The 18,772-nt window shown below is 69.5% G+C and carries 18 protein-coding genes and 2 pseudogenes; 12 read left to right on the forward strand and 8 right to left on the reverse strand.

Annotated features, from left to right (window positions below; all coding sequences use genetic code 11):
* Positions 1-2 precede the first annotated feature (2 nt).
* The 6 genes from ABZ267_RS21455 to ABZ267_RS21480 all read left to right on the forward strand — a co-directional run bounded on the left by ABZ267_RS21455 (position 3) and on the right by ABZ267_RS21480 (position 6,454).
* Complete coding sequence (locus tag ABZ267_RS21455; RefSeq protein WP_356747444.1) at positions 3-1,988, forward strand: biotin carboxylase N-terminal domain-containing protein; 1,986 nt, start codon at positions 3-5, stop codon at positions 1,986-1,988.
* The gene (locus ABZ267_RS21460) at positions 1,985-3,145 is read left to right on the forward strand and encodes an acyl-CoA dehydrogenase family protein (protein WP_356747446.1); all 1,161 of its coding nucleotides are present in this window, start codon (positions 1,985-1,987) and stop codon (positions 3,143-3,145) included. The genes ABZ267_RS21455 and ABZ267_RS21460 overlap by 4 nt, the downstream gene beginning before the upstream one ends.
* A 255-nt stretch (positions 3,146-3,400) precedes the next feature.
* Positions 3,401-4,984 carry a 4-coumarate--CoA ligase family protein gene (locus ABZ267_RS21465; RefSeq protein ID WP_356747448.1) on the forward strand — a complete coding sequence of 528 codons (1,584 nt, stop codon included), beginning with the start codon at positions 3,401-3,403 and terminating at the stop codon, positions 4,982-4,984.
* Positions 4,981-5,715: an enoyl-CoA hydratase family protein gene (locus tag ABZ267_RS21470; RefSeq protein WP_356747450.1), complete on the forward strand. Its 735-nt coding sequence runs from the start codon at positions 4,981-4,983 to the stop codon at positions 5,713-5,715. Before ABZ267_RS21465 ends, ABZ267_RS21470 begins: the two co-directional genes overlap by 4 nt.
* Complete coding sequence (locus tag ABZ267_RS21475; protein WP_356747452.1) at positions 5,703-6,308, forward strand: TetR/AcrR family transcriptional regulator; 606 nt, start codon at positions 5,703-5,705, stop codon at positions 6,306-6,308. Before ABZ267_RS21470 ends, ABZ267_RS21475 begins: the two co-directional genes overlap by 13 nt.
* Positions 6,305-6,454 (forward strand): hypothetical protein, encoded by a 150-nt coding sequence (locus ABZ267_RS21480; RefSeq protein WP_356747454.1) that lies wholly within the window; start codon positions 6,305-6,307, stop codon positions 6,452-6,454. The genes ABZ267_RS21475 and ABZ267_RS21480 overlap by 4 nt, the downstream gene beginning before the upstream one ends.
* On the opposite strand, the gene ABZ267_RS21485 is transcribed toward ABZ267_RS21480, so the two are convergent.
* The 3 genes from ABZ267_RS21485 to ABZ267_RS21495 all read right to left on the reverse strand — a co-directional run bounded on the left by ABZ267_RS21485 (position 6,415) and on the right by ABZ267_RS21495 (position 8,997).
* Positions 6,415-7,650, reverse strand: a complete 1,236-nt coding sequence (locus tag ABZ267_RS21485) for a serine hydrolase domain-containing protein (RefSeq protein WP_356747456.1) — start codon at positions 7,648-7,650, stop codon at positions 6,415-6,417. The genes ABZ267_RS21480 and ABZ267_RS21485 overlap by 40 nt on opposite strands.
* 130 nt (positions 7,651-7,780) lie before the next feature.
* On the reverse strand, positions 7,781-8,113 hold the full coding sequence (locus ABZ267_RS21490; protein ID WP_356747861.1) for a DUF4440 domain-containing protein: 333 nt from the start codon (positions 8,111-8,113) through the stop codon (positions 7,781-7,783).
* A gap of 653 nt (positions 8,114-8,766) precedes the next feature.
* Positions 8,767-8,997 carry a hypothetical protein gene (locus tag ABZ267_RS21495; protein WP_356899719.1) on the reverse strand — a complete coding sequence of 77 codons (231 nt, stop codon included), beginning with the start codon at positions 8,995-8,997 and terminating at the stop codon, positions 8,767-8,769.
* A gap of 889 nt (positions 8,998-9,886) precedes the next feature.
* Between ABZ267_RS21495 and ABZ267_RS21500 the strand changes: the two genes are divergently transcribed.
* The 3 genes from ABZ267_RS21500 to ABZ267_RS21510 all read left to right on the forward strand — a co-directional run bounded on the left by ABZ267_RS21500 (position 9,887) and on the right by ABZ267_RS21510 (position 12,886).
* Entirely contained in the window at positions 9,887-11,707 is a 1,821-nt protein-coding gene (locus tag ABZ267_RS21500) for a hypothetical protein (RefSeq protein ID WP_356899720.1), read from the forward strand.
* Positions 11,708-12,212: 505 nt separating this feature from the next.
* Positions 12,213-12,467 (forward strand): type II toxin-antitoxin system VapB family antitoxin, encoded by a 255-nt coding sequence (locus ABZ267_RS21505; RefSeq protein WP_356747462.1) that lies wholly within the window; start codon positions 12,213-12,215, stop codon positions 12,465-12,467.
* Entirely contained in the window at positions 12,467-12,886 is a 420-nt protein-coding gene (locus ABZ267_RS21510) for a PIN domain nuclease (protein WP_356747464.1), read from the forward strand. Before ABZ267_RS21505 ends, ABZ267_RS21510 begins: the two co-directional genes overlap by 1 nt.
* Before the next feature lie 5 nt (positions 12,887-12,891).
* On the opposite strand, the pseudogene ABZ267_RS21515 reads toward ABZ267_RS21510, so the two are convergent.
* The 5 genes and pseudogenes from ABZ267_RS21515 to ABZ267_RS21535 form a co-directional block, all read right to left on the reverse strand.
* A pseudogene (locus tag ABZ267_RS21515) lies at positions 12,892-13,143 on the reverse strand (VOC family protein); the annotation flags it as partial.
* A gap of 255 nt (positions 13,144-13,398) precedes the next feature.
* On the reverse strand, positions 13,399-13,980 hold the full coding sequence (locus tag ABZ267_RS21520; protein WP_356747466.1) for an HD domain-containing protein: 582 nt from the start codon (positions 13,978-13,980) through the stop codon (positions 13,399-13,401).
* A gap of 19 nt (positions 13,981-13,999) precedes the next feature.
* A pseudogene (locus ABZ267_RS21525) lies at positions 14,000-14,310 on the reverse strand (4a-hydroxytetrahydrobiopterin dehydratase).
* A gap of 386 nt (positions 14,311-14,696) precedes the next feature.
* Positions 14,697-16,028, reverse strand: a complete 1,332-nt coding sequence (locus tag ABZ267_RS21530) for a hypothetical protein (protein ID WP_356747467.1) — start codon at positions 16,026-16,028, stop codon at positions 14,697-14,699.
* A gap of 35 nt (positions 16,029-16,063) precedes the next feature.
* On the reverse strand, positions 16,064-16,513 hold the full coding sequence (locus ABZ267_RS21535) for a hypothetical protein (RefSeq protein WP_356747863.1): 450 nt from the start codon (positions 16,511-16,513) through the stop codon (positions 16,064-16,066).
* Between the two features lie 63 nt (positions 16,514-16,576).
* Here ABZ267_RS21535 and ABZ267_RS21540 point away from each other — a divergent pair, with 63 nt between their 5' ends.
* From ABZ267_RS21540 to ABZ267_RS21550, 3 genes are all read left to right on the forward strand, one after another.
* Positions 16,577-16,837, forward strand: coding sequence for a hypothetical protein (locus ABZ267_RS21540; protein ID WP_356747468.1), 261 nt, complete (start codon positions 16,577-16,579; stop codon positions 16,835-16,837).
* Between the two features lie 668 nt (positions 16,838-17,505).
* Positions 17,506-17,634: a hypothetical protein gene (locus ABZ267_RS21545; protein ID WP_356747469.1), complete on the forward strand. Its 129-nt coding sequence runs from the start codon at positions 17,506-17,508 to the stop codon at positions 17,632-17,634.
* A complete protein-coding gene (locus ABZ267_RS21550; RefSeq protein WP_356747471.1) occupies positions 17,631-18,734 on the forward strand; it encodes a methyltransferase domain-containing protein in 1,104 nt (367 codons plus the stop codon). Before ABZ267_RS21545 ends, ABZ267_RS21550 begins: the two co-directional genes overlap by 4 nt.
* Positions 18,735-18,772: the final 38 nt, after the last annotated feature.

The raw sequence follows: 18,772 nt of genomic DNA on the forward strand, positions 1-18,772 counted from the left end.
AGATGACCATTGCCAGCCTGCTCGTCGCCAACCGCGGCGAGATCGCCTGCCGGATCTTCCGTACCTGCCGTGACCTGGGCATCACCACGGTCGCCGTCTACTCCGACGCGGACGCCGACGCCTTGCACGTACGCGAGGCGGATCTCGCCGTACGCCTGCCGGGTGCCGCTCCCGCCGACACCTATCTGCGCGGCGACCTGGTCGTGGCCGCCGCGCTGGCCGCCGGAGCGGACGCCGTGCATCCTGGCTACGGCTTCCTCTCCGAGAACCCCGCCTTCGCTGCCGCCGTGCAGGACGCGGGCCTCGTCTGGGTCGGCCCGCCGGTCAAGGCGATCGAGCTGATGGCGTCCAAGACCCGGGCCAAGGAGTTGATGGCCGGGGCCGGCGTGCCGCTGCTGGCGCCGGTGGATCCGGCGACGGCGGGTGAAGGCGATCTGCCGCTGCTGCTGAAGGCGGCTTCCGGCGGTGGCGGTCGCGGGATGCGGATTGTTCGTGAACTGAGCTCGCTGCCGGGTGAGTTGCTGGCGGCCGCTGCTGAGGCCGCGTCGGCCTTCGGTGACGGTGAGGTCTTCGCGGAGCCGTACGTGGAGCGGGGCCGGCACGTCGAGGTGCAGGTCATGGCGGACGCGTACGACACCGTGTGGGCGCTCGGGACCCGGGACTGCTCGCTCCAGCGCCGTCACCAGAAGGTCATCGAGGAGGCCCCGGCGCCCGGCTTGGACGAGGGTCTGCGCGCGCGGCTGCACGACGCGGCGGTGGCGGCGGCGCGGGCGGTCGGCTACCGAGGCGCGGGGACCGTGGAGTTCCTGGTCTCGGCCGACGGCCGGCCGTACTTCCTGGAGATGAACACCCGCCTCCAGGTCGAACACCCGGTGACCGAGGCCGTGTTCGGCGTGGACCTGGTCGCGCTGCAACTGCGGGTGGCGGAAGGTGAGCCGCTGGACCCGGGGCTTCCTCCGGCAGCGGGCCACGCCGTCGAGGCCCGCCTCTACGCCGAGGATCCCGCGCGCGACTGGCAGCCGCAGACCGGAGCACTGCTCACGCTGGAGGTACCGGACGGGCCGGGACTGCGCCTGGACACGGGATACACCGGCGGCGACACCATCGGCGTCCACTACGACCCGATGCTCGCCAAGGTCATCGCGCACGCGCCGACCCGCACGGAGGCGATCCGCCTGCTGGCCGGCGCTCTGGAGCGCGCCCGTATCCACGGCCCGGTCACCAACAGAGCGCTGCTCGTACGGTCGTTGCGCCACCCGGACTTCGTGGTGGCCCGCCTCGACACCGGCTTCTACGACCGCCACCTGGCCGACCTCACCGCGCCCGGAGCCGGCGATCCCGCCACCGCCGCTCTCGCCGCCACCTTGGCGGAAGCCGTACGCGCCACCACGCTCAGCACCGGCACCGCCCCGACCCGCTTCGGCGCCTGGCGCAACGTCCCTTCGCAGCCTCAGCTCAAGCGCTACCGCAGTGAACCGGACGGCACCGAGCACGAGATCGCCTACCGCACTCCGCGCACCGGCACTCCGGAGCCGTACGAAGCGAACGGCGTCCGGACCGTCTCCGTCACCGCCACCCGCGTCACGCTCGAACTCGGCGGCGTGACCCGCCATTTCGACCTCACGTACGACCGGGACCGCGTCCACGTGGACACCGCCGGAGCCTCGTACACCCTCACCGTCCTGCCCCGCTTCACCGACCCCGCCACCCGCACCGACCCCGGATCGCTCCTCGCTCCCATGCCCGGCACCGTCGTCCGCCTCGCGGACGGTCTCGCGCCCGGAGCGGCCGTCGTGGCCGGGCAGCCGTTGATCTGGCTGGAGGCGATGAAGATGGAGCACCGCATCCTCGCTCCCGCCTCCGGCACCCTCACCGCCCTGCACGCCGCACCCGGCCACCAGGTCGAGGTCGGCGCGCTGCTCGCCGTGGTCCAGGAGAACCCGGGCCACACCCCCGCACCCGCATCCGCACCGGAGGAGACCGCATGAGCACCATCCTCGAAACCGAAGAGCACCAGGCCCTGCGCGCCGCCGTCGCCGCCCTCGGCAAGCGGTACGGACGCGACTACATGACCACCGTCATCCGCGAGGGCAAGCACACCGACGAGCTGTGGGCGGAGGCCGCCAAGCTCGGCTACCTCGGCGTGAACCTGCCTGAGGAGTACGGCGGCGGAGGCGGCGGCATGGCCGAACTCTCCATCGTGCTGGAGGAGTTGGGCGCGGCGGGCTCGCCGCTCCTCATGATGATCGTGTCCCCGGCGATCTGCGGCACGGTCATCGCCCGCTTCGGCACCGACGAGCAGAAGCGGACGTGGCTGCCGGGCCTGGCCGACGGCACGCTCACCATGGCTTTCGGCATCACCGAGCCGGACGCCGGTTCCAACTCGCACCGGATCACCACCACCGCCCGCCGCGACGGCACGGACTGGGTCCTCACCGGCCGCAAGGTCTTCGTGTCGGGTGTGGACATAGCCGACGCCACGTTGATCGTCGGCCGTACGGAGGACGCCCGGTCCGGCAAGCTGAAGCCCTGCCTCTTCATCGTGCCGCGCGCGACCGAAGGGTTCGGCCGCAACCCGATCGACATGGAACTCCACGCGCCGGAGAAGCAGTTCGAGCTGGTCCTGGACGACGTACGGCTGCCCGCCGACGCGCTGGTAGGCGACGAGGACGCGGGCCTCCTCCAACTCTTCGCCGGACTGAACCCCGAGCGGATCATGACGGCCGCGTTCGGCATCGGCATGGGCCGGTTCGCGCTCGGCAGGGCCGTCGAGTACGCCCGTACACGCCAGGTCTGGAAGGCGCCGATCGGCTCCCACCAGGCCATCGCGCATCCGCTCGCCACCGCGCACATCGACCTGGAGCTGTCGCGCCTGATGATGCAGAAGGCCGCCCGGCTCTACGACGACGGCGACGACATCGGCGCGGGCGAGGCGGCGAACATGGCGAAGTACGCGGCCGGCGAGGCGTGCGTGAAGGCCGTCGACCAGGCGGTCCACACGCTCGGCGGCAACGGCCTGACCAGGGAGTACGGCCTGGCTTCGCTCATCACCGCCTCCCGCGTGGCCCGGATCGCGCCGGTCAGCCGCGAGATGATCCTCAACTACGTCTCGCACCAGTCGCTCGGCCTGCCGAAGTCGTACTGAGGGCCGGCTGAAGCCGTACGGAAGCCCGCGCCGAAGTCGTACGGGAGCCGGCGCCGAAGTCGCACGGAAGCCCGCACCGAAGGCATACGGGATCCCGCGCCGAAGCCGCACCGAGGGCCGGCCGAATGGAAACCCGTACGACCTCTCCCTCTTTCCCTCCCCCAGGGGCGATTCTGACTCTCCGCACCACCCGCACGGCGTCCCGCGCCGCCTCTTGGGCAGCGCGGGCCACCGCGACGACAGGGGTTGACCTCCATGGTGTTCCGCAGTGAGTACGCAGCTGTACCGGCCCTCGATGTGCCCATCCACGAAGCGGTCCTCGGCGAGGCGGCCGCGTTCGGTGACACGGTCGCTCTGATCGACGGGACGAACGGCATGTCCCTCACGTACGCCCAGCTCGACGGCTTCCACCGCCGCATCGCCGCCGCACTCGCGGAGGCCGGGCTGAGGAAGGGTGACGTGCTCGCTCTCCACAGCCCGAACACCATCGCGTACCCGGCGGTCTTCTACGGCGCCACGCGCGCCGGCGCCTCCGTCACGACGGTCCATCCGCTGGCCACGGCAGAGGAGTTCGCCAAGCAGCTGGCCGACAGCGGAGCGAAGTGGATCGTGACCGTCTCGCCGCTCCTGGAGACGGCCCGCCGGGCCGCCGGACTCACCGGCGGAGTCCAGGAGATCTACGTCTGCGACCAGGCGGCCGGCCACACCTCCATCCTGGACATGCTCGCCTCCAACGCACCCGAGCCGGCCGTCTCCATCGACCCCGGCGAGGACGTGGCGGCGCTCCCGTACAGCTCCGGCACGACCGGAACGCCGAAGGGCGTGATGCTGACGCACCGGTCGATCGGGACGAACCTGGAGCAGCTGAGACCGTTCATCCCGATGGGCGAAGGCGACCGCATCCTGGCGGTTCTGCCGTTCTTCCACATCTACGGCCTGACGGCCCTCATGAACGCGCCGCTCCGCTGCGGCTCGACGATCGTCGTCCTGCCGCGCTTCGACCTGGCACAGTTCCTGGAGGCCATCCAGACGCACCGCATCACCGGTCTGTACGTGGCTCCGCCGATCGTGCTGGCGCTGGCGAAGCACCCGCTGGTCGGCGAGTACGACCTGTCCTCGCTCCGCTACATCGTCAGCGCCGCCGCGCCGCTCGACGCCGAGCTGGCGGAGGCGTGTTCGACCCGGCTGGGACTGCCGCCCGTGCGGCAGGCGTACGGGATGACGGAGCTGTCGCCCGGTACGCATGTGGTGCCGCTCTCCGTGGAGCATCCGCCGCCGGGCACGGTGGGCAAACTGCTGCCGAACACCGAGATGCGGATCGTGTCGCTGGAGGACCCGGCGCGGGACGCGGAGCCGGGCGCGGACGGCGAGATCCTGATCCGCGGCCCGCAGGTGATGAAGGGCTACCTCGGCCGTCCGGACGCCACCGCCGACATGATCGACGAGGACGGCTGGGTGCACACGGGCGATGTCGGCCGGGCGGACGAGGACGGCTGGCTGTACGTCGTCGACCGGGTCAAGGAGCTGATCAAGTACAAGGGCTACCAGGTCGCCCCGGCCGAGCTGGAGGCCCTGCTGCTGACCCATGAGCAGGTGGCGGACGCGGCGGTGATCGGCGTGTACGACGCCGAGGGCAACGAGGTCCCGAAGGCGTTCCTGGTCAGAGGCCCGGCGGCGGAGAGCCTGACCACGGACGACGTGATGGCGTACGTCGCCGAGCGGGTCTCGCCGTACAAGAAGGTGCGGCAGGCCGAGTTCGTCGCGGTGGTGCCACGGGCGGCGTCCGGCAAGATCCTCCGGCGCGAGCTGCGCGACCGGGAGAAGGCGGAGGAACAGTGACTCCGATCGCAGGGGCGTGGGACCGCGGTGTGGCCACGCTGACCCTGGACTCCCCGGCCAACCGCAACGCGCTCTCGGCGGCGCTGGTGGCCGGGCTCCGGGAGGCGCTGGCGGAGGCCGCCGCCGACGACACCGTACGGGCGGTGGTGCTGGCGCACACCGGGTCGACGTTCTGCGCCGGAGCGGACCTGAAGGCGCCACCGGACCCGGAGGCGTTCGTCGGGCTGATGCGGGACATCGTGGCGCTGCCGAAGCCGGTGGTGGCCCGGGTCGACGGGCATGTGCGGGCCGGAGGTCTCGGCCTGCTCGCCGCGTGCGACATCGCGGTGGCGGGCGAGGCGTCCTCGTTCGCGCTCACGGAGTCGCGGCTGGGCCTGGCCCCGGCGGTGATCTCGCTGACGCTGCTGCCGCGCGTGGACCGTACGGCGGCGAACCGCTACTACCTCACGGGCGAGCGGTTCGACGCGGCGGAGGCGGCGCGGATCGGCCTGGTCACGGTGGCCGCCGAGGACGTGGACAAGGCGCTCGTACCGGTCCTGGACGGGCTGCGCCGGGCGTCACCGCAGGGGCTGGCCGCATCGAAGGAGCTGGTCACGGCTACGGTGCTGAGGAGCTTCGACCAGTACGCCGAAGACCTCATCGCCCGATCCGCCGCGTTGTTCGCCTCCGACGAGGCGAGGGAGGGGATGACGGCCTTCCTCGAACGACGGGACCCGGCATGGGTGCGGTGACATCCTCCAGTGTGACGAGATCGGCTCACACGCCCAAGCAGGACCGCAGCCGGGCGACCCGGCAGCGGCTCCTGGAAGCGGCGGTGGCCTGCCTGGCCGAACACGGCTGGGCGGGCTCCACCGTCTCGGTCGTCGCCGAGCGGGCCGGAGTCTCGCGCGGCGCGGCCCAGCACCACTTCCCGACCCGGGAGGACCTGTTCACCGGAGCGGTGGAGTACGTGGCCGAGGAGCGGTCGGCCGCCTTGCGCGCGCTGCCCGTGCAGGGCCGTGCGGAGGTGGTCGCGGCGCTGGTGGACCTGTACACCGGGCCGCTGTTCCGGGCCGCGCTGCAGCTGTGGGTGGCGGCGTCGAACGAGGAGCAGCTGCGGCCGCGCGTGACGGAGCTGGAGGCGCGGGTGGGCCGCGAGACGCACCGGATCGCCGTCGAACTCCTGCGCGCCGACGAGTCCCGGCCCGGCGCCCGCGAGACGGTCCAGGGCCTGCTGGACATGGCCCGCGGCCTGGGCCTCGCCAACCTCCTCACCGACGACACGGCCCGGCGCGCGCGGGTGGTGGCGCAGTGGGCGAGGCTGGTGGAGGAGGCGCTGGGATGAGCCGTGCCCTGGGCGGCACGGGCCTTTCGGCGTACGGGAGTTGGCTGGTGCGGCTCACGCTGGACGTGAGAGTGGTGGCGCGGGTGACGGACCGGGTGCGTACGGCTCAGGGAGTGCTGGGCCCCTGGGAGGCGCTGCCGTCGTAGACGTGGTCCGGGGTGGCGATCTGCGTGACCGCGCGGGCGAGCAGCGTGGACGGCTCCTGGCCCCCGCTGAGGGAGTCCGTGTTGATCATGATGACCATGGTGGCCTTCTGCGTGGGCAGGTAGACGGTCACGGTCTCGTACCCCGGCAGGGAACCGTTGTGCCCGATCCACCCGTCGGCATCGAAGATGCCCAGGCCGTAGCTGAGCCCCGGGAACCCGGTCGGCCGGGTCGTGAGCCGCTGCGCCTGGGTCCTGGGGCTCAGCAGCTCCCCGGTGGCGACGATCTTGGCCCAGCGGCGCAGGTCGTGCAGATCGGAGATCATCGCCCCGGCCGCCCACCCCCAGCTGGGGTTCCAGTCCGTGGCGTCCTCGGTCTCGCCGCTCAGCGTCTGGTCGGTGTAGCCGTGGGCGTGCGGCTCGGGGAACTCGGCCCCGGTCGGGAAGAGCGTGTTGTGCAGGTGGGCGGGGCGCAGCACCCGCTCGTGGATGACGCGGTCGAGGGGCTGACCGGTGACCTTCTCGATCACCAGGCCGAGCAGGATGAGGTTGGAGTTGGAATACTGGAACTCCGCGCCCGGCTTGAAGGTGTTCTTGTGCTTCATGCCGTACGCGAGCACGCCGCGCGGGGTGAACGAGCGGTACGGGTCGCTCAGCAGGTCGTACTGGAAGTCGGCGTCGGCGGTGTAAGGGAACAGCCCGCTGCGCATCCCGGCGAGTTGGCGGAGCGTGATCCGGTCGCCGTTGCGCACGCCGGGGACGTAGGCGGAGATCGGGTCGTCCAGCTTGATGAGCTTGTCGTCGACGAGCTGGAGGAGCGCGGTGACGGTGAACGTCTTGGTCTCACTGCCGATCCGGATACGGGTGTCGGCCGACATCGGCTCACCGGTGGCCGTGTTGCCGACGCCGCTCGCGTGGACGTAGCTGCCCTTCCCCGGCATCCACAGCCCGACGACGGCACCGGGAATGCCGGCCTGGTTTCGGACGTCCTCGATGGTCTTGTCGAGCTTGGCGGTCAGCGCGGGGTCGAGGCCGCCGGGCGGAGAGTCGTCGCCGTGCCGGTCGTGTCTGCTGTGCTGATCGTGCTGGTCGAGGCCTGCGGCGTGGACCGCCGGGGCGGGAACCACGGCCATCGGGGCCAGGACGGACGCCGCGAGCAGCATCGCGGCGAACAGACGTCGGGTGGGGGAGCGTCGCATGAGGGCGTGCCTCTTCCGGGCAGGGGAGGGGGAGCGGACGGCAACGACACCATCCGCCCCTTGGGCTCCGCACCGCATCCCGGCCGCGCCCCGACAAGTCCACTCGTTCGGAGGCGCGCGAACTGCGGAATCAGGAGTGCTCGGAGCCCTCACCACCCGGGACGGGCGTCGCCTGGTGGTAGTACATCCGCCACGACGTCTCGCCGGACCGCCTGCGCCGCAGCGAACGTGGGCGGGCCCGATTGCCGCCGAAGACGGACTCGTACGTCAGGTGCACCAGCACCACCCCGGTCATACGGGAGGGCTCGAAGCGCGGTCCGTCCGCGTCCCCGCCGTCCCGGCCGGGAAGGGCGGCGATCATCTCCTCGTACGTCCACCGCCTTCCGGAGGCCCCGACCTTGACGAACTCCGGGTCGAGCGGCGTCTTGGCGATCGACCGGGAGAGACGTACGGCGGGGCCCATCAGCCGCAACTCGCCGCCGCTCGCCGCGTTCACATCTGTGGCTTCGTGGGCTTCGTGGGCCCTGCCTCTCCTCACCAACGCAGGAGCGGAGCTGCCTCCGATCCACGCGAGCGGCGCGAGGGGCCAGGACCTCCGGGCATCGGTCCACGCGCGCCTGAGGGCGGGGCGGGTCCTGGGCGCCGGGGACAAGATGACGTTTGAAACGGCGGCGCAGAGCCACCTGGACGCCCGCGCCCGACCCAGACGGACGGCCGGAGCGCGGCCGAGCGGAGCTGACAGGCCCGAGACCTCCTGGGCGCCGGAGTCCTGAACGCCGACGAGTTCCGCCTCAACCAGTTGATGGCCAACGCGGACGGCTCGGGCTCGGCAACGGGAGCTTCGGCTCATCGGGCGGGTTCGATGCCGCTGCACAAACCGAAGTTGGCGTCAGTGCTGGTGCAATTCACGCTGGATGTACGGGTGGTGGCGAGGGTGACCAACCGCGTACGGCCGTCCCGTACCGAGCCGGCAGAACGCGAACTGACGCTCCCGCACCTGGTGGTGATCCGCATGCCGCTCCCGGTGGCGGGCCGCCTGCCGGGCGCACACCCGGTAGCTGTCACGGACGCGCACGACAGGTTGCGCCTGAGGACGCCGGCCCCCTCGTAACACGACTAACTCCCTCGAAGCGAAAGCCCTTCCGGAGACACCAGCCCCTTGACCGGGTCGGCACGGAAGGAGGCAACCCAGGCCACGGGCTCGCAGCCCGGCCCGTTGGGATGCTCCTCGGTCAGCTGGGCCTGCTCGGTGTCGGTGACCGGGCTGCCTCCGTCGGCCGGCGTCACGGTCAGCTCGACCACCAGCTTCTTGGCCCCGATGTCCTGCGGAAGCCGTACCGACGCCATTCCGATCGGATCGCTCGGGTCGCCGGACGCGCGCTCTGCACAGGTGCCGTCCACACAGACCCGAAGGGTGGCCCCTCCGGACCCCTGAAAGTCGGCCGGCCGCCAAACGACGGAGACGCCTGAGTCCATGTCGCTGAGGGTGCACATATCACCCTGCTGGACCGTGCACCCGGCCAGCGAGACGACGGTGCCGAGGGAAAGGAGGACGCTGCGTATATTGACGCGCCGCCGAGGCAAACCCGCTACGGCTGGCCTCGGCCCGGCAGAACGCGCCTCGGCTTCCGCCTCCCGCACAACCGAAGCCGAAGCCCTCCGCATACGCCCTGCCCGTCCCCTCAGGTCCACAACCGCCCCCACCCGACCTGCCGGACACGCTGTTCCGCTCGTAACCCGGACCACTCTGTTGGCGGTGGGCCGTCCCCAAGTTGTACGTCACTGCGTTGGGGACGTCGCGGGCGCGGTGACGAGGACGCCGGCTGGCGCAGGGGTACGGAACCCGCGAGTATCCCCGCAGACGCGGGGACCATAGTTCGTGACACGTGGGTCCAGGCGGCCGGAGGCCCGTTTTACTCACTTCGCGAGAAACAGACATATCTCCTTTGTGCAAGAAAAACCCACTGATGGCGTCTGTGCCCGCCTGGACTGCTTATGTCCCTTTTCGGTCCGACGGCAGTGGCCGACGACCGGCGAGGGCCAATAGCGCTGGTGACGGGCAGCAGCGGAACTCGGTGTGATCCGGCCGACAGTCCCTCGAAGCAACGCTTGGGCATGCAGTAGCCTCACTCCGGCTGCTGTTCTCCTGAAAACGCCCGGCCCCACATCGGAAGAGTTTCTGCGGAGCAGCCGCAGCTCCAATGGAAAAACTCTCACGACAAGGGGCCAGTAGTTCATGGAATCCAGCCACATACACCCGGACGACTCGCAGGCTTCGAGCACCCTCCCCCGCCTGTCGCAGAACTACAGAACTGCGACGATCCGCCGCCCCGAGATACGTACAGAGAAATGGGGGAGATGGGAGATCGAGTACGAGTTCACGCCCGCCGCAGGCGACCATGGCAACCTTCTCGTAGTCTTCTCCTCCGTAGGCTCGAAGTACGGCTTCGGAAAATCCCTCTCAGGCGTCCAGTGCAACGTCTTGCGCATTCGTGACTGGTTCGGCGGAGGAACGTCCTATTACGTCTGCCGGGACATGGACTTCTCTGTTTCCGATGCGGTCGAGGAGCTGATCTCCTCCTACTCGGAGAAGCTGGGCCTGTCGCGCGACGCGATAGTTCTCGCCGGGTCCTCCAAGGGAGGCAGCGCCGCACTCTTCTACGGCCTGAAGTACGGCTACCGGAACATCGTCGCCTCCACCCCGCAGTACTTCATCGGCAGCTACTCGCAGGGGCACGGAAACCTCGGCGCGTCCGTTCTCGGTGAGGGGCAGCCTCAGGAGAATGTGGACACGCTCGACGCCGTGCTGCCGACGCTGCTGGCCGAGGACGAGGACCGTGACCGCAACATCTACCTTGTCTCGTCCACGCGGGACTACCAGTACGAGCAGGAAGTCGTCCACTTCCTTCCGGCCTTGCGGAGATACTCCAATTTCAACTTGGTCATGGTGGAGTCCCCCGCTCTGGTCAAGCATGCAGAGGTGACGCGGCAGGGCCTTTCCGCGATTCTGAGCATCATCTACGCGCTGACCGAAGGCGCCGCTCCGAGATGGGGTGAGGTCCAGATCGGCTCCAATGACGTGGACGAGCCCGCCGCGGCCACGTACCTGGCGAATCTCCGGACGGGGGACACCGCGCTGGCCGTCCTGACAGGCGCCGCCCTCACGCACCAGCACGCCAGATTGACGGGGCACGCCTTCATACCCGGCACGGCCGCCGGCACGGAGGACTCCGGGAACGCCGAGTCGCGGGAGACCAAGCAGCTCGTTCTTGAGCGGGACGGGAAAGCGTGGGTGGCCGACGCGGACACCGTGCCGGTGGACCAGCTCTATCTCAAATACTTCGACACCTACTTCACCGCGTACAAGGACGGTGGGTTCGCGTGCGACGCGCGGGAATTGTTCGAGTCCCTGCCTCCGGGGGCATACAGCGTGTCCGCCCGGGTGATGAGCGAGAGCGAGACCATCGACCGAAGGGTCCCCCTGGTCGCATACGAGTCGATCGACCGCCGAATTGCCTCCCACGGCTTCGAAGTCGTGCTCAAAGGCGACAAGAATGGCGTCCGACTGATCAAGCGCAGCCTCGCGAACGGCGTCCCCGGCGGGACCGTGTTCTCGCTGGAGCGCTTCCTGATGGACGGCCAGAAACTGCGCGCGTACGGCGTCTTCTTCCTCCCCGGCCGCAACGCGGACCACAAGAACCACGCCGCGTACTACCTGACACTGCAAGGCCCGGACACCACCCACACCTTCGACCTCAAGCCCCTCCAGATGACCGAGAAGGTCCGTCCGCACGTGGTGCCGGGCGACTTCGGCTCGTACGGATACGGGTTCTTCACCTCGCCGGACGGCAAGGGCGTCGACCTCTCCGCTCTCCCGGCGGGCACCTACACCGCCCAGGTCACGATGAGTGCCGGCGGTGCCCTGTTCTCCCACCAGGCGGGCCGCATCGACCTGCGCCAGGACGGCGGCCCGTCGAGCGCCAGCGCGAACGGCACCCAGGAAGACGTCCAGACCAGCGGACGGAAGACTCTGCGGGCCAGGCTTTGGCGGCCCTGACGCTTGACGGGGCCGCCGCGCCTACCGCGATGTGCGTTGTCTGCTGGAAGTACCTCCGCCGCACCCTCTCACCGCGGCTCATGCCCCGGCCGGCGCGGTTGCGGCCCGGGAACGCCCTCGTGCGTGAAGTCGTGCGGTGGCATTCGGAGGGTGGGTGCGAGCGCGGAAGGACGGAGTCGCTGTGTCCGTCGGTCACCATCCACTGCGCCATGCCGTTGTAGTCCAGATCGTGGCCCCAGCTTCTGGCTTCGAGCGAATGCGGCGCGAAGCCGGTGCGGTCCTGCGACCACTTGTCGTACGCGGAGGTGGGAATCGAGCAACTCGACGGGAACGTGGTGGTACTCGAGCGCCGACGGAGCAGGGGCCTCCGGCCGACCTGCCGAGGAGATCGCCTGCTCGGCGTACGTCAGCAGCCGTGCTGCTGTTCCGATGGCGAAATGATGTCGTTTCGTGCGCGATAGCGGTATCGTTTATTCGTCTGGGCAACATGAGGAGGGTCACCCGCATGGCGAGAACCGTCATCGATCTGGACGAAGACATGGTCGCCGAAGCTATGCGTATCTTCGGCACGAAGACGAAGGCGAAGGCTGTACGCCTCGCCATGGAGGATGCCGTCAAGCGTCACCTGCGGCAGGAGTTCTTCGACGCGATGGACGCCGGTGAGCTGGACTTCAGTGAGATCGTCGAGACCACCGGTCCGCGCCACGCCGACGGCTCTCTCAAGAAACGCGACGGTCACGATGGAGGCCGCGCCGCCTGATGCAGGACCGCTATCTGACGGACAAATCCGCCCTCGCCCGCTGGACGAAGCCAGGTGTGAAGGAGGTCCTCAAGCCCCTCCATGAACGCTACCTGCTCGCCGTTTGCCAGCCGACCGAGTACGAGATGGTTCACTCCGCGCGGGACAGCGCGGAGGCCATGCGCATCAGCACCTGGCTGCGTGCCTTCGACTATGTGCGCACGGACGACAACACCTTCGCCCGTGCTCTAGAAGTCCAGCGCCACGCGCTCAACGCCGGCTTCCACCGCGCACTGTCACTCCCTGATCTTCTGATCGCCGCTACCGCGGAGCTGAACCGGCTGACCGTCCTCCACTACGACGGCGACTTCGACATGATTGCTTCCCTTACCAGTCAGCCCACCGAATGGGTCGTCCCGCCAGGCACCGCCGATCGATGACCGGATCACTGTGACGCCACGTCCGGCTCCGGCGTGCCCGCCGCCTCGCGCCGATCCGCTGTTACCGCTTCCGGCGCCAGAGGGTCCTGCCTACTGATGTTCCGGGCCTGCTTCGCGACCTACTCGGGTCTGATCGCCGAGGTCGCGCGGAGGACCGGGGCGCGGACGAACAGGCAGAACGGGTGGCCCGCCGGGTCGAAGAGGATCCGCACGTCGTGCTGGGGCTGGAACTCTGCCACCGCGTGGGCCACCCCCGCACGCGCGGGCACCACCAGCCCGGCCCTGCGGAAACTCCCGCCGTAGCAGGAACACCCCCGCACTGTTTGCAACGCGAGGGAGATATGTCCGTTTCTCAAGAAGTAAGTAAAAACGAGCCTCGGGCTACCTAAAACCGCAGGTCACGAACTGTGGTCCCCGCGCCCAACCCCCCTTCATTGCCTGACGGTTAGAGAAGACGACCGCACCTCGAAGCTCGCATCCCGAGGCTCGCGTCCCGGGACCCGGGCTTCGATCTACTTCTCGTCCTCGCCCAGGGCGGTCCGGAGCCAGTCGATGGTTCCTTGGGCCAGGAGTTCATCAGCCAGCCGGTTCGCCGTGCCGGTGACGAGACGGTTGCGGCTGTTGTCGATCCAGCGCTGGGCGTTCTCGTAGCCCTGCGCCTTGTACTCGATGCCCTGGAGCAGGCACTCCAGCTTGTCGGCGTCGCGGGCGCAGACCGCTTCCGGTGACTCCTTCGCCTCGTACTCCGCCACCAGCTCCCGGACGGCCGAGGCCAGTACCTCGGGCATGCCTGCCGTCTGGTCGGCGGTGACTTCCTGCGGGTCGCCGGCGGGCGCGTACTTCTTGCCGAGGTGGTTCACGTCCCCGGTCCGGCTCTCCTGCGTGTCGTGCCAGACGGCCAGGTAGGCGGCCCGAGCGGGGTCGGCGCCCTCCAGCTTCGCGATGATCGTGGCGATCAGCGCCGTACGCCAGGAGTGCTCGGCGACGCTCTCCGGGTCACGGACTCCGGCCATCCACCAACCGGTGCGCCGCGTCTGCTTAAGCGTGCCCGCCTCGTACAGGAAGCGGCCCACCGCGGACAGGTCGTCAGCCACGGCCTTCTCCTCTCGGGCCTCAGACATGAGGCTGCGCTTCGTGCGCCGCCGCGATCCGGTCGATTCGCGCAGCCGGGTCGAAGTCGGCAGCCGTGAGGCGGTGTCCGGCGTCGTGCGTCGTGATCCGGAACCGCATGTGCTCCCATCGCAGGTCGATGTCCGCGTGGTGCCCGATGAGCTGCTCGACGTCGGCGACGTGCACGATCATCGCAACGCCACCGTGGTACCGGGACCCAAACACTCGGGTGATCGCGTTCTCTCCCACGCCCAGCCCGTCAGCTCGGCCAGTTGCTCGGCGATCTTCTCGTCCGACAGTGGATCCTTACCCATCGTCAGCTCCCTTCGGTCACCGGCGCCAGGATCTCCGTAAGGTCCCGGCCGACCGGGGCATCGTGCCACGGCTGCCGACCCTCTCCTTCAGGCCACCGCTTCGTACGTTCGCGCCGAGACGTTCTTCGCTGCTCGCGCACACGCGGGGACCGCTCCGGGTCCGGGTCGGGCCGCTCGTGCTCGGGGGGACCATCCCCGCACGCGCGGGGACCACTCCGAGGCCACGCACACCGGCAACCTCGGCGGCGGACCACCCCCGCACACGCGGGGACCACAGTTTGTGACCTGCGAGATTAGGTGGCCAGAAGCTCGTTTCTACTGGGTCGCGCAGTTCAACGCAAGAGCACCTGGTCTCGTCGCGTAAGGGCGTTCGTGCGTAGTCATCGCTACGTCCCCAATACGTCCATGAGGTGATCGTCCAGGTCGGCGACGAAGTTTTCCCGTCGCCACGGACGCAGTTCAGCCCTGGCCCGACGCAGCCGAATCGCCGGAACCCGGCCGCCGGTTCTCGCCGTCGCGACCACACACTCGTGCAGCAGTTCAGCAGCCGACCGGGGATCGCCCATGCGGATACGCGCGAGAGCCTGATCGGTTCTCACGATCGCGCGCTGCACCTGTTCCCGAGGAGCGACCAGCGCGGTCGCCGAGACAGCGAACCGATCATGCGCGACTGAAGGATCACCGACGTACAGCTCACACACCCCCTCGAATCCACGAAGGTGCCCGGCCGAGAAGCTGCTGCCCGACGGGTCGCCACCAGTCCGGCCCTCGATGTCGTACCACGCCAATCCGAGCGCCGCCTGCGCCTGTCGCTCTTGTCCCGCCCGCGCGGAGACCTCGGCCTGCAGCGCGTGCGCTCGCGCCCGCACCCGGACGCTGTCCCCTGTACGCGCCGCGCGCACCGCTTGGTCGACGAGGAGCTGAGTGTCGGCAAGGACGGGCGACGAGTAGAGAGTCACGAGTGCGTGACTCATGTGCACGGATGCTCGCCGCCACGTATCTCCGAGCAGCTCAGCCTGCGCGGTTGCCGCAGCGTACTGAGCCCGCGATGCCTCGTCGTCCCGGGTCTCGAACGCCAGACGACCGCCCAGGGAGCAGGCGGCGACGGCGACCGTACGGACGTGATCGACCAGCGAGCCGGGAAGCGCTCCTGTCTGGAGACGGCTGCACACGTCGATCACCGGTGCGAGCAGGAGTTGCAGACGGACCATCGGCACCGCACTCACTTGTGCGTTGACGTCGGCCACGACCGCAGCGAGCCCGGCCACGGCTTCCTCGGTCATCTGGCTCGGGTCGATCAGAGCAGCGGACAGGTCGGCCTGTACGGGCGTGGAGAGCAGGGCCAGCATGCCGCCGGTCTCCGTCGCTGTACGGATAAGCGTGGTGCGCAGAAGGGCGACGCGAGCCTCGCTCTCGCCGAGGTCGACCAGTGCGCCGAGCAGCTCGGTCAGGTCGGACCCGGTTCCTACGGACATCTGCCCGGCTGGAGTCCGGGCGTAGAGGTGAGCAAGGAGAAGCTGATACCGCTCATCGGGCAGTGTTGGCGCTGGCGACTCCCAGCGAGCTATGGATCGTTGGACGCTCGCCACGGCGGGCAGACGCGGGTGATGCAGAGCCACGGCGATCTGGGAGAGCGCCCGTGCGGCGCCGGCCAGGGAGAGGCCGCGACTGTGCCGCAGGCGCTTCAGCGTCGCTGCCCCCGCGGCACGGTTACCCATGCCGCCATAGTGACCCACTTCGCAACCGTGCGTGGCTAAACCGGCACGACCAGTCGCGGCTTTCCCTGCTTGGCTGTGTAGTTGATCGTCTGCCATGTGCCGGTGGATGGCTCCGTGGCGTGAGGGAACCCGATGGTCATCGACGTGCGATCGACCATCCACCGGTTCCGTGCGTGGTAGGCCGGGGCCTGAAGTTCGGCCGCGGCGAGTTCCACGATCTCGGTGATGCGACCTCTCGCACGAGTGACGGCCTCCCGCGCCTCGGCCGGCTGCCGGCTCATGGTGCCCGGCGCGACGATTGTGATGGCCGCCGTTGTTCTACCGGCGAGCCAGAGCAGGGCGAGCGAATCGACGCCCGACGCGCCGCCGATATAGAAGTGTGCCGCCGGAGCGAAGGGGCCGAGGTACCGCGCGAACAGGTCGTCGTACTCGGTGAGGGCCTTGTGGTCCGTCCTGCGCGTGCCGGTGATCGTCACCATCCTCATGATCCACTCCGTGTCATAGGTTGTCATATACCTTGCGCTTCTCGTAGTTGAGACCGTCAGGGCATGAACGCCACCGACCTGCGAAGACTGGCGGGGCACCTGCGCAATCACGGATTGCAGGTGGTCGCCCTCGAACCCGAACTGCGACTGCATGTCACAAGCCCGCTGCACGGTCTCCTCACCGAGGAGATTGTCGCCGAGGGCGATCGCTACGTCACAAGCTTTCTCTGCCAGATCGGCCGGCGGGGTCGAGAGAAGGAGTGCGCCGACCGTATCGCGCACCTGCTCGCGGCTCCGGGGCCCATCACGGCGGGAGCGTCGTGACCGGATTGAGGGAGAGGCCGCGAGAGCGGAGCGGCGAGAAGGCGTACCGGACCTGGCTCGGGCACACCCAGCACTGTGCCACCTGCCGCACCGTGCTCTCCTGCCCGACGGCCGCCAAGCTCGGCCGGGCCTGGCGGGAGGTTCGCGGGTGAGGTGTTACGCGGAGGGCGGCGCGCATGAGTTTCCGGTAGAGGACGACACCGGTGCCTACTGTCCCGAGCACGGCGTGACGCTGTTGTGGCGTGGTGAGCCGATCGCCGCGGTCGGTCTGGCCGTGGAGGCGGACGCTCACCTGGATGAGCCGGCGGGTGGGGCGGGCGGTCCGTACAGCGTGGTCTGCCGTGGTGCCTCGGTGTCGGACCTGGGCGCCGCGCACATGCTCTGCCGGCAGGCGGACTGTGTCTGCCCGTGTCACGTGACCGCCACCGTCCTCCGGGACGGCGGATGAACATCAGCCTGTCGGCCACCGACGTCCGTACGTGCGAGCCCTGTTGGCGCGCACCCGTCACCGCCGTACGGCACACGACGAACGGCCGGGATCTCTTGTGCCGGGCGTGCGCCTTGGGCGGCTGTCCGCGGCGCGTCGATCTCTTCCCGGCGTACGGGATCTACCGGCTCCACCACCCCAGTGACTGAACAACAACCCAACAGGAAAAGGGAGATGCGTGATGAGCGACGTGACACCGATGGATGAGGGCAAGCACGGCGGGCCGCCGTCGGACAAGCCGTGGACGCCGCCCGAGGAGCCGAAACCGTCTCCGGACGGCAGCCGTCCCAAGTGCATTCCGCAGCCGTGAGCACCTCACCGCCCACCCCCACCTACCCGGACCTGGTGCAGGCGCTCGCCGACCAGGGGTTGCTGGATGCCCGGTGGCGGCAGGTGTTCGAGGCCGTGCCGCGTAGCCGCTTCGTGCCGGTTGATGTGTGGCGGCAGTTGCCCGACCGGTGTGAGCCGGTCGTCGGTACGGAGCAGTGGCTGGCGCTGGTGAACAGTGACGAGCCTGTTGTCACGCAGGTCGACGACGGGGCCGTCGGTGGGCCCGGCATCGCCACGTCCTCCAACTCCATGCCGTCCATGGTGGCCCGCATGCTCACGCTCCTCGATATCCGGGACGGGCAGCGGGTGCTGGAGATCGGGACCGGCACCGGGTACGTCGCCGCGTTGCTCTGTGAGCGGCTCGGCGACGATGTGGTCCACAGCGTCGAGCTGGACCCGGCCGTAGCCCGGCAGGCGGCCGAGGCGCTGGCGCAGGCCGGGTACCGGCCGCACCTGCGCGTCGGCGACGGTGAGCAGCCCTGGCCCGGCTTGGGTCCGGTCGACCGGCTGGTCGCCACCTGCGCCCTGCGGCACATCCCGTACGCGCTGCTCCGCCAGATCCGGCCCGGCGGGATCCTCGTCGCACCGCTGGCCCGGGAGTTCTGGTCCGGAGCGCTGGTCCGGCTCCGCGTCCAGGACGACGGCACCGCGACGGGTCCGTTCCGTGGCGGGGCCACGTACATGCCCATGCGCTCCCACCGCACCCCCGACCTCCACCAGGTCCACGGCAACGGACGCGCCCGCGCCGCAGGTCTGGACCCCGCCCGCATCCTCGACCTCGGGTTCGCCCTGTACGCCGGGGCCCGGCTGCCCGGCGTACGCCTCATCCACCAGACCACCACTCAAGGCGCCCAGGTCTGGGCCACCCGCGAGAACGGAGCCGCCGCGACGGCCGCCACCGGGCAGGATGTGTGGCAGTACGGGCCCGGGCTGCTCTGGGAGGAGATCGAACAGGCCTGGTGGGAGTACGAGTCGGTGGGGCGACCCGGTCCCGAACAGTTCGGGCTGACCGTGACCGACCGGGCGCAGCAGGTGTGGCTACGAGATCCGCACGACGTCATCCGGCCCGCCAGGGCGTGAACCGCGCTGGAGGTGTGGGCCCTTCCGCCGACCCGCAC

Origin of the sequence: Streptomyces sp. NPDC006174 (assembly GCF_040614075.1) — a bacterium.
GTDB lineage: Bacteria > Actinomycetota > Actinomycetes > Streptomycetales > Streptomycetaceae > Streptomyces.

What these genes read in the sequence shown, in the direction of transcription:
- ABZ267_RS21455 (WP_356747444.1), top strand. Translation starts at nt 3, where the DNA reads ATGACCATTGCCAGCCTGCTCGTCGCCAACCGCGGCGAGATCGCCTGC.
- ABZ267_RS21460 (WP_356747446.1), top strand. Translation starts at nt 1,985, where the DNA reads ATGAGCACCATCCTCGAAACCGAAGAGCACCAGGCCCTGCGCGCCGCC.
- ABZ267_RS21465 (WP_356747448.1), top strand. Translation starts at nt 3,401, where the DNA reads ATGGTGTTCCGCAGTGAGTACGCAGCTGTACCGGCCCTCGATGTGCCC.
- ABZ267_RS21475 (WP_356747452.1), top strand. Translation starts at nt 5,703, where the DNA reads ATGGGTGCGGTGACATCCTCCAGTGTGACGAGATCGGCTCACACGCCC.
- ABZ267_RS21480 (WP_356747454.1), top strand. Translation starts at nt 6,305, where the DNA reads ATGAGCCGTGCCCTGGGCGGCACGGGCCTTTCGGCGTACGGGAGTTGG.
- ABZ267_RS21485 (WP_356747456.1), bottom strand. Translation starts at nt 7,650, where the DNA reads ATGCGACGCTCCCCCACCCGACGTCTGTTCGCCGCGATGCTGCTCGCG.
- ABZ267_RS21490 (WP_356747861.1), bottom strand. Translation starts at nt 8,113, where the DNA reads ATGGGCCCCGCCGTACGTCTCTCCCGGTCGATCGCCAAGACGCCGCTC.
- ABZ267_RS21495 (WP_356899719.1), bottom strand. Translation starts at nt 8,997, where the DNA reads ATGGCGTCGGTACGGCTTCCGCAGGACATCGGGGCCAAGAAGCTGGTG.
- ABZ267_RS21500 (WP_356899720.1), top strand. Translation starts at nt 9,887, where the DNA reads ATGGAATCCAGCCACATACACCCGGACGACTCGCAGGCTTCGAGCACC.
- ABZ267_RS21505 (WP_356747462.1), top strand. Translation starts at nt 12,213, where the DNA reads ATGGCGAGAACCGTCATCGATCTGGACGAAGACATGGTCGCCGAAGCT.
- ABZ267_RS21510 (WP_356747464.1), top strand. Translation starts at nt 12,467, where the DNA reads ATGCAGGACCGCTATCTGACGGACAAATCCGCCCTCGCCCGCTGGACG.
- ABZ267_RS21530 (WP_356747467.1), bottom strand. Translation starts at nt 16,028, where the DNA reads ATGGGTAACCGTGCCGCGGGGGCAGCGACGCTGAAGCGCCTGCGGCAC.
- ABZ267_RS21535 (WP_356747863.1), bottom strand. Translation starts at nt 16,513, where the DNA reads ATGAGGATGGTGACGATCACCGGCACGCGCAGGACGGACCACAAGGCC.
- ABZ267_RS21540 (WP_356747468.1), top strand. Translation starts at nt 16,577, where the DNA reads ATGAACGCCACCGACCTGCGAAGACTGGCGGGGCACCTGCGCAATCAC.
- ABZ267_RS21545 (WP_356747469.1), top strand. Translation starts at nt 17,506, where the DNA reads ATGAGCGACGTGACACCGATGGATGAGGGCAAGCACGGCGGGCCGCCG.